We start from the raw sequence: 13,300 nt of genomic DNA on the forward strand, positions 1-13,300 counted from the left end.
TCCTCCGGCCGCGGGCGGCCTCCGAAAGCTCTGGTCGGCGATGCGCTCCTTTGCAGGACCCCGGCGCCCGCTCGATTTCAGGGCACCGTGCGCTGAGGTACTGCGGAAGACGGAACGCTCCCTCACCTTTCGCACGGCAAAGCCAAACGCTCCCTCACGAGACGTGAGGGAGCGTTTGCCATCCACCCGCGAAAGGTGAGGGAGCGTCAGAGCCGTTACCGGAGTTTTGCTAAGGAGCGCATCGCCGACCAGAGGCGGTGGAGGCCGCCCGCGGCCGGAAGCGTCGGCGGGAGGTGTCTAAGCGACGGCAAAACTGCGGTGACGGCGGACTGAACCGGAACCCCGCTGCTGGACTACTTGGCGGCGCGCTGGCACGAGATCTCGTAGAGGGAGATGCCGACGGCCATGGAGGCGTTGAGCGATTCCATCGCGGAGTCGATCGGGATGGAGACGATCTGGTCGCAGTTTTCGCGGACCAGCCGGCTCAGGCCCTTGCCCTCTGAACCGACCACGAGGCACACCGGCTCGGTGGCCAGGGCAAGGTTCGGCAGCGAGACGTCGCCGTCGCCGTCGAGTCCCAGGACGTAGATGCCCATGTTCTTGAACGCCTTGAGGGTATTGTTGAGGTTGGCGGCACGCGCGACCGGCACACGGACTGCCGCGCCGGCGCTGGTCTTCCAGGCCGATGCCGTGACGCCGACGGAGCGGCGTTCCGGGACGACCACGCCGTGGCCGCTGAAGGCCGAAACCGAGCGGATGATGGCACCGAGGTTGCGCGGATCCGTGATGCCGTCCAGCGCGACGAAGAGCGGGGCGTTGGCGACGTGGCCCTTCTTCCAGGCGTCGAGCGTGTACTCGGCGAGTTCGTACGCGTCCTGGTACTCATACGGCGGGATCTGCAGCACAAGTCCCTGGTGGATGGCGTCATCGGTCATCCGGTCGAGCTCGGGCTTGCCGGTTTCCAGCAGTGGAATGCCGCGCTCGGCCGCCAGCTTGAGGGATTCCTTGACGCGGTCGTCCATCTCGATCCGGATGGCGACGTGCAGTGCCTTCGCGGGGATGCCGGCGCGCAGGGCCTCGACGACGGAGTTGCGGCCGGTGACGACTTCCTCGGTGGCACGGCCCTTGGGGCCCGAGCGTGCGCCGGGATTGCGGGCGCCCGTTCCGCGCTTGGCCTCGGACCGCTCCGCGAGCTGCTTGTTCTTATGGGCCTTGTGGTACGGGCGGTCCTCCGCCTTGGGAGTGGGACCCTTGCCTTCCAGAGCCTTGCGGCCGTGACCGCCGGTTCCGACGGTGGGGCCCTTCTTCAGTTTGACTGACCGGCGACCGTTGTTGGCCATGAGTTTCACCCTTTTAACTACGCGATTCGTTGACAAGTCTGACCTCCAGTCTACTGACTCGAGTAAAATCCTCGACCGCAGACCGGGGCAGTGGCCCCCGCAGGGAACGGAGGCGGCGCTGGGAAAGCCCGCGTCAGCCGCGCTTGAGGCTCCAGCTCGCCCCGTCCGTACCGTCCTCGACGACGACGCCGGCAGCGGCGAGGGTGTCCCGGATGGCGTCCGAGGCGGACCAGTCCTTGGTGGCCCGGGCCTGTGCACGGGCAGCGAGCTGGGCTTCCACGAGGACGTCGAGGGCAGCCGCTTCCCGCGGGTCCGCTGCCGGGCCGGAAGCGACCGCGTTCAGGCCCAGGACGCGCAACATGTCGTGGAGGCTGTGCAGCGCCTGCTGTGCGTCCTCCAGCCGCCCCTCCGTCAGGGCGGTATTGCCGGACCTGACCGTTTCGTGGACCACAGCAAGGGCCTGCGGCACGTTGAGATCGTCATCCATGGCGCGCTCGAACGCCTCAGGAACCTTGCCGTACGTGGCGAAGCTGTAGTTCCCGCCGGCAGCGAGGGCCCGGACGGCCCGGCTGATGAAGCCGTCAATGCGTTCGACGGCGGCGGCGGCCTCCTCGAGCGACGTGGGGCGGTAGTCCAGGACTGAGCGGTAGTGCGCCTGGCCCAGGTAGTAGCGGACCACCCGCGGTGACGCGAGGTCCAGCATCTCCGAGGGGCTGATGGTGTTGCCGATGGACTTGGACATTTTTTCGCCCTGGTAGGTGACCATCCCGTTGTGCATCCAGAAGTTGGCGAACCCGTGCCCTGCGGCCTGGGACTGGGCCATCTCGTTTTCGTGGTGCGGGAAGCGCAGGTCCAGCCCGCCGCCGTGGATATCAAACTCGGTGCCGAGGTACCTGGTGACCATGGCGGAGCATTCCAGGTGCCAGCCCGGGCGGCCGGCGCCCCAGGGCGACGCCCAGCTCGCCGTCGTCGGCTCTCCCTCTTTGGAGCCTTTCCACAGCGCGAAGTCGCGGGGGTCCTTTTTGCCCCGGGGATCCGCGTCCGGGGCACCCTGCATGTCGTCGATGTTCTGGCGCGTCAGCGACCCGTATTTGTCCCAGGAGCGCACGTCGAAGTAGACGTCGCCGGAGTCGTCGAGGGCCGGGTAGGCGTGGCCGCGGTCGATCAGCTGCCGGATCAGTGCATGCATTTCGGGAATGTGGCCTGTAGCGCGGGGCTCGTAGGTTGGCCGGGAAACGCCGAGGGTGTCGTAGGCCTGCAGGAACGCCTGCTCATAGCGGTAGGCCAGCGCCCACCATTCCTCCTCGCGGACGGCATCCGGCCCGTCTTCGAAGTCCGGGCTGAATGATTCGGCAGACTTGGCGAGGATCTTGTCGTCGATGTCGGTGACGTTGCGGACGGCGGTGACGCGGAATCCGCGGTACTGCAGCCAGCGGGTGAGCTGGTCGAAGGCGATGGCGGAGCGGATGTGCCCGACGTGGGGCATGCCCTGCACCGTGGCCCCGCAGTAGTACAGGCTTACCTTGCCCGGTATCAGGGGGACGAAGTCGCGGACTTCGGCGGATGCTGTGTCATAGAAGCGCAGGGTCACCGCTCCAGATTAGCCGATGGGCCGTGCCGGGCTGACCTGCGGCCCGGCTGGGGCGCGACTACTTGCAGTACTCGCCGATCTTGTTGATCTGGTCCCTGAGCTGGGCCGTCTGCTCGGCCGTCTGGGTTCCCTGCGGGCTGTCCGCCACCTGCTTCATGATGTCCGCCATTTTCTGGATCGGTTCCCCCACCTCGGGAGCGACCTTGTCCGCCACTTCCTGGTAGTGCTTGGAGATCCCGGCCGCCTTTTCCTGCGGGCTGCCGATAGGCGCGAAGGTGTCCGTGTTGAGGAATTTGCAGCTGTCCGGGACGCTCATTCTCGGCGTCGTCGTCGGGGCAGGTGTCGTCGCGGACCCGGCGCAGCCGGTCAGCAGCAGTCCTGCCAGAAGCACGACGGCGGGGAGCGGCTTTTTCACGGGAGGTCTCCTGGTGATTCCGGAAGGGAGTTGTCCCATAAGCGTAGGGGACGCGGGGCGGGCCGGGCAGGGCCGTTCAGCAGGGACGCCCAGGCCGGTCCGCCGGGCCAGGTCCGCCGTGCCCCATACCGTGGCCGGATCCTTAGCCGGCCGGGTAGACGAGCGCCGTGGCCACGGCCGAGATGCCTTCGCCGCGGCCGGTGAAACCGAGCCCGTCGCTGGTGGTGGCCGAGACGCTCACCGGCGCCCCGGCGGCCTCGCTGAGGACCCGTTGGGATTCCTCCCTGCGCGGGCCGAACTTGGGCCGGTTGGCCACGAACTGCACGGCGATATTTCCGATCTCGAATCCCCTGGCGCGGACGATCCGGGCAGCCTCGGCGAGCAGCGTTACCCCCGAGGCCCCGGCGTACTCGGGCCGGTCGGTGCCGAAATGCGTGCCGAGATCTCCGGCCCCGCACGCCGAGAAGAGCGCGTCGGCGGCAGCGTGGGCCACCGGGTCGCCGTCGGAATGACCGGACAGTCCCCGCTCGCCGTCCCAGAACAGGCCGCCGAGCCACAGGGGCTGCGGCTCATTCTCGGCGGCGTAGGCATGGACATCCATGCCGATCCCCGTCCGCGGGATGACGGGGCTGGGGATGACGGGGCTGGGCGTGACGGGGCTGGGCGTGACGGGGCTGGGGGTGACGGGGCTGGGGGCGGCCGGTGTTTCGGACATGCTCATCCTTCCACCCAGCGTGTGCCCAGGGGGCCCTCGAGGAGCCCCTCGGCGATGATCAGGTCCAGCGGCGTGGTGATCTTCAACGACTGGCTGGCCCCGCGCACGGCGTGGACGGGGACGCCCAGCAGCTCGACCAGCATCGCGTCGTCCGTCACCGCGGCGGCCTGGCCGGCGTCGAATCCGGCCGCCGCCTCGTGGGCGCGTTGGAGCGTGGCAAGGTCAAAGCCCTGCGGGGTCTGCACCGCCCGCAGCGTTTCCCGGGGCGCTGTTCCGGTGACCAGTTCCGGGGCGACCGCCGCGCCGTCGCCGGTGGTCGGCTCCACGGTCTTGACGGTATCCACCACCGGTATCACCGGGATGACGGCGACGGCCCCCGCGCAAAGGGCCTGGAAGACGCGGTGGAAGACGGACTCCGGCGCCAGGGCGCGGGCCGCATCGTGGACCAGGACGGCCTGCGTGCCCGGCAGCAGGGCTGCCATCGCGGCGCGGACAGATTCCGCGCGGCTGGTCCCGCCGTCGACGACGGTCACCACGGGCAGCTGCACGTCCTCCCCGGACGCGGCGGTGAGCAGGTGCTCCGCCTTGAGGTCCTGCGTGAAGGATTCGCAAAGTGCCTGAAGCTCCGGGTCCCCCGGCGGAATGGCCACGCAGATCTGCCGGGCGATCCCCGCCTCGGCGACGCCCCGGAGGGCGTGGGTGAGGATGCTGTCTCCGCCGAGCGGCACCTTCGCCTTGGGCATTCCGTAGCCCAGGCGCTGGCCGGACCCGGCGGCCACGACGATGACCGCGGTGACGGGATTTGTCGATGCTGTGTTCATGCGCACAACACTACGTCCCGGCTCCCCCTCGGACCCCAAGTAGCTCGCAGTAGTTGTCGTTTTGGGCTCTGAAAACGACAACAATTGCGAGTCAGTTGGGGATTTTTGGGCAAAAAGAAGCCCGGCGGCCGCTACGCCACCGGGGTTCGATTCTTGGTGCTCAGGAAGCCAGGACTTCGTCGAGAACGCTTGCTGCCTTCTCTTCATCCGTCTTTTCAGCCAACGCCAGTTCTGAGATCAGAATCTGGCGGGCCTTGGCCAGCATGCGCTTTTCACCTGCGGAGAGGCCCCGATCGTGATCACGGCGCCACAGGTCGCGTACGACCTCTGCGACCTTGATGACATCGCCGGAAGCGAGCTTCTCCAAGTTTGCCTTGTATCGACGCGACCAGTTGGTGGGTTCTTCAGTGAACTCGGCCCGCAGCACTTCAAATACGTGCTCCAGACCTTCCTTGCCCACTACATCCCGGACACCGACTAGGTCTACGTTTTCTGCTGGAACTTCAATGGTCAGATCACCCTGAGCCACCTTGAGCTTGAGATACATCTTCTCTTCGCCCTTGACAGTGCGCATCTTGATTTCTTCAATTTTGGCTGCACCGTGGTGAGGGTAAACTACTGTCTCGCCGACCTCAAAAACCATGTGGACATTCCCCTTTCCCGGGGACCAGTTTATCACGATTAAGGCATATGACTGCCATGGATCGATCCCGGAAACCCCGTCAATCCGCGGAAAATGCCCCATTCCGCCCCCTCAAACCCCTTGACGGATGCAGATAATAGTGCATGTCTCGCCCGCTGCCAAGAGTCCGCCGCTACGCCAGCCGCTCGCCGGGCAGGCGCCGGGCGGCCGCCGGCCGCCGCTTCCCCGACGCCAATGTGTACTGCCGGAATCCTTGTTTCAGGCCGAGTGCGGATAGGCTATGGCTGAATAATGTTTCAAGACTCTCAAGGAGTGCGTGACGTGCGTTTCACTGCGATGAACCGGGGCCAGCGCGGCAAGCTGGCAATGGCAACGGCTGCACTTGGTATCGGCCTGCTGTCGGTAACCGGCTGCGGCTATATCAACCCCCAGCAGACCTCCGCGCAGTACTCTGCGTCGGACGGAACGCGTACGGACCTCGGCCCGCTGCAGCTCCGCAACTTCCTGATCGTTTCCGACGGCGAGAACAAGCCCGGCCGCGTGGTGGGTGCCGTCTACAACTCGTCCTCGAAGGACGTCGTGCTGACCATCAGCGGCGCCGCCGGCTCGCAGACACAGGTGCCCGTCAAGAAGAATTCCTACACCCTGCTGAACGACTCCACGCCCGAGGCGATCCTCAGCGACACTGGTGCCAAGCCGGGTTCCGTCCTCGAGGTCACGATCTTCGAAGACGGCACCAGCCAGAAGGCGAAGTTCAAGGTTCCGGTCATGGACGCCACGATCGCCGATTACAAGCAGTACCTGCCCACTCCGGAGCCGACCAGCTCAAGCACGGCCACGCCGTCCTCGACGACGTCCCCCGCTGCGCCGGGCACGGCCACGGGCACGGCCACGCCGAGCAGCACCGCCGGCCACTAGCTTCCACGAAAGGGAGGGACACCCTGACCGGGTGTCCCTCCCTTTTCATGTCCTGGGTCTGATGTCCCGAGCCCTCCGTGCCGGCGCAGCCCGGCCTGCTCAGCCGTGCCGGCTCAGCCCGGCCGGTTCAGCCCGGCCGCCTCAGGGTTCAAACTTATAGCCCAGCCCGCGGACGGTAATCAGGTACCGCGGCGCCGAGGGATCCGGCTCGATCTTGCTGCGCAGCCGCTTGACGTGGACGTCCAGGGTCTTGGTGTCGCCCACATAGTCCGAGCCCCAGACCCTGTCGATCAGCTGCCCCCGGGTCAGCACGCGGCCGGAGTTCCGCAGCAGCATTTCCAGGAGCTCGAATTCCTTCAACGGCAGGGAGACCTGCTCGCCTCCGACGCTGACCACATGCCGCTCAATGTCCATCCGGACAGGTCCGGCGTGCACCGTACTCGGGACCAGTTCCTCGGGCTCGCCCTGGCGGCGCAGCACGGCCCGGACCCTCGCGACGAGCTCGCGGGAGGAGTACGGCTTGGTGACGTAGTCATCGGCCCCGAGCTCCAGTCCCACAACCTTGTCGATTTCCGAGTCCTTCGCCGTCAGCATGATCACCGGGACGGAGGAACGCTGCCGCAACTGGCGGCAGACTTCCGTGCCGGACTGGCCGGGCAACTGCAGGTCCAACAGCACCAGGTCAGCGCCGTTGCGGTCGAATTCGGTGATCGCATCGAGTCCGTTGTCGACGACCTCGACCTCGAACCCTTCCTTGCCTAACAGATAGGACAGGGGGTCGCTGAACGACTCTTCGTCCTCGACAATCAGAATCCTGCTCAAGCGGTGGCTCCTTGCTCATGGACGCCGGCGGCGTCTTGTCTGTGTGGTCCGGCGGGCGGGGTGGCGGGCTGGGCCGCGGGCTTGCGGGCGTCGGCGGCATCGCCGCCGTCCTGACCTTCCAGCTCGGGAAGCCGGAGGGTGAAAGTGGACCCCTGCCCAGGCCGAGACCACAGGGTCACCTCGCCGCCATGGTTGGAAATGACATGTTTGACAATGCTCAGGCCCAGGCCCGTACCGCCGGTGCGCCGCGAACGTGCCGCGTCCACGCGGTAGAAGCGTTCGAAGACGCGTTCCTGGTCCTCGGGGCTGAGTCCCTCGCCCTGGTCGGTCACGGACACGGAAACCAAGCCTGCCTTAGAGCGTATGCCAATCCCGACCCTGGTGTTTTCCGGGGAGTAGCGGATGGCGTTGTCGATCAGGTTCCGCAGCGCCGTGACCAACAGATCCTGGTCGCCATAGACCATGGCGTCCGCTTGGCGGCCGACGATGAGCTGGATGTTCTTGCTTTCGGCCGGCAGTTGGGAACGGTCCACGGCCTCGGCCACCACGGTGTTGATATCCACCGGACGTCCCTGCTTGGCGACATTGGCGCCTTGGAGCCGGGAGAGTTCGATGATGTCCTGCACGAGCGCCGCGAGCCGGGCGGATTCCTTGTGCATGCGTTTGGCGAACCGCCGGACCGCCTCGGGATCGTCCGCGGAGGACTCGAGTGCCTCGGCCAGCAGCGAAATGGCCCCGACCGGGGTCTTCAGCTCATGGGAGACGTTGGCAACGAAGTCGTTCCGGATTTCCTCGGTGCGGATGAATTCGGTGCGGTCATCGGCCAGCAGGAGGATATATTCCGCCGCGATCATGGCCGCCCGGACCTGGACGACGATGGTGCCCTGGCCGAGGGGGCCCCGGGGCAGCTCGAGCTGCTTCTCGAGGATGACGCCGTCCCGCCGCACCTTGGCCGTCATTTCCAGCAGTTGCTGGTGGACCACGGTGTGGCCGCGCACCAGACCGTAGGCGTAGGCCGCGGGGCTGGCCCGGACCACGCCGTCGATCGCATCCACCACGACGAAGGCCCGGCCGACGACGGCCAGGACCTCCGCGGCCCCCTCCGGGAGCGGGAGATCCTCGAACTCGACGTCCACGAGGTGCCGCTGCTGCTCGCTGACCCTGAAGGCGAGCACGCCGAAGATGCCAAGCGACAGGCCGATCAGGCCGGCGATTACGCCGATAAGCATGGGATCCACTGCTCCAGCTTATGCTCTGGGCTCTGGCGGAAACCGTAATCTCCTGCTATTCGTGCAGTGGTTCAGCTAACGTTCACTTATTGGGGCGGTACAGTTCACCGGACACTGGGAGAGTCGACAGTTGGAGCGCCGCAACAGTGAACCGAATCAGGGCCGCCGCTGTGGTGGCCGGCAGTTTCCGAGGAGAGGACGCACACGTGCGCAAGGTTTTTCAGGAGGAGCTCACCCAAGTGGGGGAACAGCTCGTCGAAATCTCAAAGCTGGTCAGTGAGGCCATCGAGAAGGCAGCCACGGCCTTCGAAGGCGCCGACATCGACCTGGCCGAGGACGTCATTGCCGCCGATGCCCGGATCGATTTCCTGCAAAACAGCCTCGACGAGCGCGCCATCGACATCCTCGCGCTGCAGGGCCCGGTGGCCAGCGACCTGCGCATGATCGTGGGATCGCTGAGGATGAGCGCCTCCCTGGAGCGGATGGGCGACCTCGCCCGGCACCTCGCGCAGCTGGCACGGCTCCGCTACCCGGCGACCGTCGTTCCGGCCCAGCTGCGGGAGACGTTCAAGAGCTTCGCCGAGCAGGACCTGCTGATCGCCAACAAGCTCACCGTGCTGCTGGAAACCCGTGATCTTGAGGTTGCCCGTGACATCATGAAGGCAAACGGCGCCATCAACGACCTGCACCTGAGCGTCTTCAAGGCCATCGCCCGCGCCGACTGGCAGGAATCCCCGGCCACGACCGTCGACGTCGCCCTCGCCAGCCGCTACTTCGAGCGCTTCGCCGACCACGGCGTCTCCGTCGCCCAGAAGGTCACCTACCTGGTCACCGGCGCCTGGCAGCCCAACAGCATCGAACACAGCTGACGCCGGTTCCGGCTCTGCGGACAAACCGGACCCTGTCCGGACAAAAGGGGCAGTACGACGGCGGCCGGTCACCTCGCAGTGAGGTGACCGGCCGCCGTCGTAGGCGCTGGTGCGCTACTTCTTGCCCTGGTTCGCGACTGCCTTGATCGACTCGGCGGCGGCCTCGGGATCGAGGTAGGTGCCGCCCGGGTTCAGCGGCTTGAAGTTCTCGTCCAGCTCGTAAACGAGCGGGATGCCGGTGGGGATGTTCAGCCCGGCGATGTCCTCGTCGCTGATGCCGTCAAGGTGCTTGACGAGCGCGCGCAGCGAGTTGCCGTGGGCCGTGACCAGGACGGTCTTGCCGGCCTTGAGGTCTTCCTTGATGTCCGATTCCCAGTACGGCATGAGACGGATCAGGACATCCTTGAGGCACTCGGTGCGGGGCAGGTCGTCGCCCAGGTCCGCGTAGCGCGGGTCCCCCATCTGGGAGAACTCGGAATCGTCCGCCAGGGCCGGCGGCGGGGTGTCGTACGAGCGGCGCCACAGCATGAACTGCTCTTCGCCGTATTCGGCGAGGGTCTGGGCTTTGTCCTTGCCCTGCAGCGCGCCGTAGTGGCGCTCGTTGAGGCGCCAGTCGCGCTTGACGTCGATCCAGCCGCGGTCGGCCACGTCGAGGGCCAAGTTCGCCGTGTTGATGGCCCGCTTCAGCCGCGAGGTGTACAGGATATCCGGGAGGATGTTGTTCTCCACGAGAAGCTCGCCGCCGCGGACCGCCTCGGTGCGGCCTTGGTCGTTAAGGTCAACGTCCACCCAGCCGGTGAACAGGTTTTTGGCGTTCCATTCGCTGTGGCCGTGGCGCAGCAGGATCAGCTTGTAAGTCATGGTTTTCATCCTAGCGGAGCGGCCACCAGGGCTGCCGTGCGTTACATTTTCCGTCGTCGGGCCACCACGCTGGGTCGGATCGAGCACGTCCCGGGGGCCGCAAAGTCACGGGGCCGCAAAGTCCCGGGGCCGACGCAATGGGGTCAGCGCAATGGTGGCGACGCGACGGAATATTTTGGTACAGCTTTCTCCGGCCTGGTGCAGCGTCCTCCGGCCAGCGCCGGCGGTGCGGCGGGCGTCATTCGAGGCGGAAGTAGTGGTTTCTTCGTGGCACCTGGCGCGGGTCGATGTGGGGCGGGGGGATGAACCAGGGGATGCCGGTGCGGAGCTGGATGGTCCATTGTTCTTTGTGGACCAGGTGGTGGTGGTGACCGCAGAGGAGCGTGCCGTTGTCGGTGCTGGTGGGCCCGCCGCGGGACCAGTAGCTGATGTGGTGGGCTTCGCACCAGGGCGCGGGGATGGTGCAGCCGGGGAAGGCGCAGCCCTGGTCCCGGGCGGTGAGGGCCTTGCGGATGTGCGGCGGGAAGATCCGTGAGGTCCGGCCGATGTCCAGGATCCTGCCCTCGGTCCCGAGCAGGACCGGGATGATGTCCGCGTCGCAGGCGATCTTCCGCACGGTGCCGGCCGTCACGGGGCCGGTGAACAGCAGCGTTCCGGTGTTCAGGGTTCCGGTGTGTCCCGGTGCCGGGCCCCGGCCGGGTTGGCTGCCGCCGGTGTGGCTGCCGGCCGCGGTGCCGGTGTCCGCGAGCCTTCCGAGCAGGTCCCGGTAGTCGATGGTGACCATGACCTGGGGGCGCAGTCCTCCCGCGGCGGGCAGTCCCCCGGACGCCAGCGCGGCCTTGCAGGCCCCGACGAGGCCGTCGAGGAGTTTCTGCGGCCGGGAGCGGAGGTCCAGCCCCGCCGCGCCGGGATCAGTGTCCTCTTCCCCGCCGGCACGCGGGATCACGGCGGCGGCCGCCCGGGCAGCCCCGGCGGAAGCGGCGGCGGAGGCGGCGGGGGCGGGGCCGGGCCCGGGATCCTGGCCGTCGCTGGAAGCGCTGGATGGCCCCGTGCCGCTGGTGCGGGGGTTGGTGGCGGTGTTCATGACGGTGAGGAGCTGTTCGAACTGGTCGGCGGTCGCGAAGATTTCCAGGTGGTGCAGGCCGCGGCGGGTGCGGCGGATGAAGGCGCCCTGGAGCTGGCGCAGGAGCTCTTCGGAGGGTTCGGCGCCGTCCTGGTCCAGGGCATCGGCCCAGCGCCGGGCGATCCGTGCCAGGAAGTCGGGGTCGTTCTCGGCGGCGGTGCGCGTCAGGGCGTGCTCCATCGCCGCCGCGGCCGCGGCGTCGCAGCTGTGCCGGACGCCGTCCAGGGCCAGGGCGATGATGGTCGCGGACCGGGACGCGACCTCCCCGGCGGCGAGGGCCTCTGCGAGTTCCGCGCGGAGGGCAGGCAGCGGCTGCCGGCCCGCGAGTACCGGGCGGGGCAGGACACTGCCGGCCAGGGAGAGCCGGCGGCGGGCCTCCGCGGCGCTGATCCGCAGCCGCGCACGCAGGAACTCCCTGGTGTTCCGGCAGCCGTCGTCCACGGCCCCGGACGAGCCCGCCCCCGCCGCGTTCCCGCCGGCCCCTGGCCCGGCGGCCACGGAGGCCGCCCCGGCAGCGGCAGTCACGGCCGCCACGGAAGCGGCAGTCGCGGCCGCCACGGAAGCGCCAGCCGCGGCGGCGCCTCCTGGGCTGCCGCCGAAGCTGTCGACGGGGCTGCTGGCGGGGCTCTCCCGCCACCCGGTAGCCCACGAGGTGGTGCCCGTGAAAGCCGTGGCGGCCGGCAGTTTCCTGGTCCGGTCCACCGCCCCGGCCGCGACGAGCTGAAGATACTCCACGGTCCGCGAGAGTTCCTCCACCCGGCCGGCGAAATCGGAGGCGTCGGTCAGGCCGAAGGCCGCGGCGTCCTCCACGGCCGTCGCGGCCAGCGTCCGGAGCAAGCCCAGGGCGCGGCCCAGGACAGGCCCTGCGTCCTGCCCCGCCTCCTTGAAGGAGACGAACTCCCTGATGCCTTCCATGAATCAAAATCTACTGCCGACCTGCGACAGTATTGGCGGCCCAATTGCCGCAAGGCCTCCACGGCCGCACGGCCCGAGCGTGCAGATACCGCGCCACCCGGACGGGCCGGAATTGACCCCGGGGGTGGAGGACTCATTGAAGGATAGGGTGGGACTGTGGTGCAGAAGGCTGAACGGGTGGGCCCCTCCGTAATAAACAGCGGGACAAGGGGCGTGAGCAGAAGCGGCCGCCCGGTCGGCAATGTGACCCGCGGCACCACCAACCCCAACCGGATGCGCCGGCTGGACCGCTGGCTGACCGGGCCGCAGGGCTGGCGGCTGCGCGCGGCGGCCGACCCGCTCGTCGTCGACCTGGGCTACGGCGCCTCGCCGGCCACCGCCGTCGAACTCTTTGAACGGCTCGCCGTGATCCGTCCGGATGTCCGGATGGTCGGCGTCGAAATCGAGCCGGAGCGGGTGCGGCTCGCCCGGGATCTGGAACGGCCCGGCCTCAGCTTTCAACTGGGCGGCTTCGAACTTCCCGTTCCGGGCCGGCCCGTGCTGGTGCGTGCCTTTAACGTGCTGCGGCAGTACGAGGAGGCCGACGTCGCGGGCATCTGGGCGCTGGTGCAGGGCCGGCTCGCCACCGGCGGCCTGTTCATCGACGGCACCTGCGACGAGATCGGCCGGCGCGTGACCTGGGTGGCGCTCGAAGCCGAACGGCCGCTGAGCCTGAGCCTGTCCATGCGGTTCGGCAGCTTCGCACTCCCCTCCGAGGTCGCGGAGCGGCTCCCGAAGGCCCTGATCCACCGGAACGTTCCGGGCGAGCGGATCCATGCCTACCTGCAGGCAATGGACAAGGCGTGGCTGGAGGCTGCGCCGCTGGCGTCCTTCGGAAACCGGCAGCGCTGGTCAGCCATGTGCCGGGCCCTGCTCGACGGCGGCTGGCCGGTCCACGACGGCCCGTCCCGTTGGCGGCTGGGGGAACTGACCGTCGGCTGGGAAGCCGTCGCGCCCGGCAGTTAGCCGGGAGCGCGGGGTTTCGACAAGCTCAACCTC

The 13,300-nt window shown here is 67.9% G+C and carries 13 protein-coding genes; 3 read left to right on the forward strand and 10 right to left on the reverse strand.

Going from position 1 to position 13,300, the window contains the following annotated elements:
- Positions 1-353 precede the first annotated feature (353 nt).
- The 6 genes from rlmB to ACQCSZ_RS16150 form a co-directional block, all read right to left on the reverse strand.
- Positions 354-1,340: a 23S rRNA (guanosine(2251)-2'-O)-methyltransferase RlmB gene (gene rlmB, locus ACQCSZ_RS16125; protein WP_427004728.1), complete on the reverse strand. Its 987-nt coding sequence runs from the start codon at positions 1,338-1,340 to the stop codon at positions 354-356.
- Positions 1,341-1,473: 133 nt separating this feature from the next.
- Positions 1,474-2,931, reverse strand: a complete 1,458-nt coding sequence (cysS, locus tag ACQCSZ_RS16130; protein WP_427004729.1) for a cysteine--tRNA ligase — start codon at positions 2,929-2,931, stop codon at positions 1,474-1,476.
- A 58-nt stretch (positions 2,932-2,989) separates the two neighbouring features.
- Positions 2,990-3,346 carry a hypothetical protein gene (locus ACQCSZ_RS16135; RefSeq protein ID WP_427004730.1) on the reverse strand — a complete coding sequence of 119 codons (357 nt, stop codon included), beginning with the start codon at positions 3,344-3,346 and terminating at the stop codon, positions 2,990-2,992.
- A gap of 142 nt (positions 3,347-3,488) precedes the next feature.
- Positions 3,489-4,061: a 2-C-methyl-D-erythritol 2,4-cyclodiphosphate synthase gene (gene ispF / locus ACQCSZ_RS16140; protein WP_427004731.1), complete on the reverse strand. Its 573-nt coding sequence runs from the start codon at positions 4,059-4,061 to the stop codon at positions 3,489-3,491.
- 2 nt (positions 4,062-4,063) lie between these two features.
- Entirely contained in the window at positions 4,064-4,882 is an 819-nt protein-coding gene (gene ispD, locus ACQCSZ_RS16145; RefSeq protein WP_427004732.1) for a 2-C-methyl-D-erythritol 4-phosphate cytidylyltransferase, read from the reverse strand.
- A gap of 160 nt (positions 4,883-5,042) precedes the next feature.
- A complete protein-coding gene (locus ACQCSZ_RS16150; RefSeq protein WP_024367191.1) occupies positions 5,043-5,525 on the reverse strand; it encodes a CarD family transcriptional regulator in 483 nt (160 codons plus the stop codon).
- Between the two features lie 336 nt (positions 5,526-5,861).
- Between ACQCSZ_RS16150 and ACQCSZ_RS16155 the strand changes: the two genes are divergently transcribed.
- Complete coding sequence (locus tag ACQCSZ_RS16155) at positions 5,862-6,443, forward strand: hypothetical protein (RefSeq protein ID WP_427008365.1); 582 nt, start codon at positions 5,862-5,864, stop codon at positions 6,441-6,443.
- A 141-nt stretch (positions 6,444-6,584) separates the two neighbouring features.
- Here ACQCSZ_RS16155 and ACQCSZ_RS16160 read toward each other — a convergent pair whose 3' ends face one another.
- Positions 6,585-7,265 (reverse strand): response regulator transcription factor, encoded by a 681-nt coding sequence (locus tag ACQCSZ_RS16160; protein WP_211878956.1) that lies wholly within the window; start codon positions 7,263-7,265, stop codon positions 6,585-6,587.
- Positions 7,262-8,494 (reverse strand): sensor histidine kinase, encoded by a 1,233-nt coding sequence (locus ACQCSZ_RS16165; protein WP_427008366.1) that lies wholly within the window; start codon positions 8,492-8,494, stop codon positions 7,262-7,264. Before ACQCSZ_RS16165 ends, ACQCSZ_RS16160 begins: the two co-directional genes overlap by 4 nt.
- Before the next feature lie 206 nt (positions 8,495-8,700).
- On the opposite strand from ACQCSZ_RS16165, the gene phoU reads away from it, so the two are divergent.
- Positions 8,701-9,363 (forward strand): phosphate signaling complex protein PhoU, encoded by a 663-nt coding sequence (gene phoU / locus ACQCSZ_RS16170; RefSeq protein WP_427004733.1) that lies wholly within the window; start codon positions 8,701-8,703, stop codon positions 9,361-9,363.
- A 114-nt stretch (positions 9,364-9,477) separates the two neighbouring features.
- Here the strand turns inward: phoU and ACQCSZ_RS16175 are convergent, their stop codons facing one another.
- Together ACQCSZ_RS16175 and ACQCSZ_RS16180 are read right to left on the reverse strand one after the other, a co-directional pair.
- Positions 9,478-10,224: a phosphoglyceromutase gene (locus ACQCSZ_RS16175; protein ID WP_427004734.1), complete on the reverse strand. Its 747-nt coding sequence runs from the start codon at positions 10,222-10,224 to the stop codon at positions 9,478-9,480.
- Positions 10,225-10,462: 238 nt separating this feature from the next.
- Entirely contained in the window at positions 10,463-12,262 is a 1,800-nt protein-coding gene (locus ACQCSZ_RS16180; RefSeq protein ID WP_427004735.1) for a DUF222 domain-containing protein, read from the reverse strand.
- Between the two features lie 156 nt (positions 12,263-12,418).
- Here ACQCSZ_RS16180 and ACQCSZ_RS16185 point away from each other — a divergent pair, with 156 nt between their 5' ends.
- Positions 12,419-13,267, forward strand: coding sequence for a class I SAM-dependent methyltransferase (locus tag ACQCSZ_RS16185; RefSeq protein ID WP_427004736.1), 849 nt, complete (start codon positions 12,419-12,421; stop codon positions 13,265-13,267).
- Positions 13,268-13,300: the final 33 nt, after the last annotated feature.

Source organism: Pseudarthrobacter sp. H2, from assembly GCF_050157045.1.
Classification (GTDB): Bacteria; Actinomycetota; Actinomycetes; order Actinomycetales; family Micrococcaceae; genus Arthrobacter.